2 protein-coding genes are annotated in these 1,417 nt (G+C 60.4%); one reads left to right on the top strand and one right to left on the bottom strand.

Features of this window, described 5'->3' with window-relative positions:
* A partial coding sequence (locus HX846_RS28890) for a 3-deoxy-7-phosphoheptulonate synthase (protein ID WP_178966635.1) occupies positions 1-597 on the bottom strand: 597 nt, incomplete at its 3' end.
* A gap of 618 nt (positions 598-1,215) precedes the next feature.
* Here HX846_RS28890 and HX846_RS28885 point away from each other — a divergent pair.
* On the top strand, positions 1,216-1,417 hold a 202-nt coding region (locus tag HX846_RS28885), incomplete at its 3' end, for a nitrilase-related carbon-nitrogen hydrolase (RefSeq protein WP_306173165.1).

The raw sequence follows: 1,417 nt of genomic DNA, 5'->3' as shown, positions 1-1,417 counted from the left end.
GCCGTCGGTGCCGTTCTTGAAGCCGACGGGCATACCGAGGCCGCTGGCCATTTCGCGATGAATCTGCGATTCGGTGGTGCGCGCGCCAATGGCGACCCAGCTCAGCAGGTCATCGAAGTAGCCGGCAGCCATCGGTTGCAGTAGCTCGGTGGCCACCGGCAGGCCCAGGCGCAGCATTTCACGCATCAGTTCCCGGGACAGGGTCAGGCCGGCGGCCATGTCGTCGCTGCCATCCAGGCGTGGGTCGTAGGCCAGGCCTTTCCAACCGATGGTGGTGCGGGGTTTTTCGACGTAGGCGCGGATCACCAGCAGCATCTGGTCACTGACTTCATGGGCCAGTTTTTTCAGGTTGCGCGCGTATTCCATGGCCGATTCCGGGTCGTGGATCGAGCACGGGCCGACAATCACCAGCAGGCGTGAGTCTTCACCCTGGAGGATGGCGCGCACGGCTTGGCGATGGGCGTGGATCTGTTCGTTGAGGAATGGGCTCAGGGGCAGTTGGTGCTTGAGCTCAAGGGCACTGGGCAAACGCTGGGTCAGCGCTTCATTGGCGCAGGACAGGGTGGAAACAGGCAGAGCGGCGATCGAGGCGTTCATATTCGGGCTTCCTGGGCAAGCGGCGGGCTGTTCCCGCACGCTCTGCCCTACTGGGGTGTTCGACAATTGGCCGTATTGGCTACGTGTGTTGGCTTGCCACCAATAGGTGACCGATCGGAGGCGGCAGGCTGTCCCGAACGGAGCTTGCTAAATCGCCAGGCGGTGGAGGTGTCGTAGCGGTAATAGGTGGCGTAGTTCATGGCGTGAGTCCTTTAAGTGTTCGGTGTGTGACAAAAATAATAAGGGCTGAAAAAACAAAACCCCCGGTCGGGGAGCCGACCGGGGGTTAGATTTCTCTGGTAGGCGACCCCTTGAGTAGTGGGCGCCGATTTCAGGTATCAGGCGCGCCAGTGGCTAAACCAATACCCAAAATAAAAGCTGACCAGTGCGCTCAAACCGCTCACGCGGGCAGCCACGACCGAGCGCTGGGCGCTGGCAGCAGGGCAAACCTGGGTGTGGGTGAGTTGCAACATGGTGTGTCTCCAAATGATGGGGGGAGCTTAACTGAGGCGAGCGGGTGGATTCAATCAGTAATTTCTATTGAGGTTGGGTACTTACGGCTATGACCCAAGTGTCGATATGCTGCACGGACTTCACGATGATTGCCTGGATGCGACCATGACTGCCTTGACGATTGCTGCTGCCCAATCCATTTCCATTGCGGGCGACGTACCCGGAAATATCGCGCGTCACTTGGCTTTCATGCGCGTGGCGGCGGAGCACGGCGTGCAGTTGCTGGTGTTTCCGGAACTGTCCCTGACCGGCTATGAACCGTCACTGGCCGCCGGGCTGGCGATCGCGCCCGGCGATGAAGCGCTGG

It is taken from the genome of Pseudomonas sp. K5002 (assembly GCF_013386655.1).
Lineage (GTDB): Bacteria > Pseudomonadota > Gammaproteobacteria > Pseudomonadales > Pseudomonadaceae > Aquipseudomonas.
This window is presented reverse-complemented; position numbering and strand designations above follow the sequence as displayed.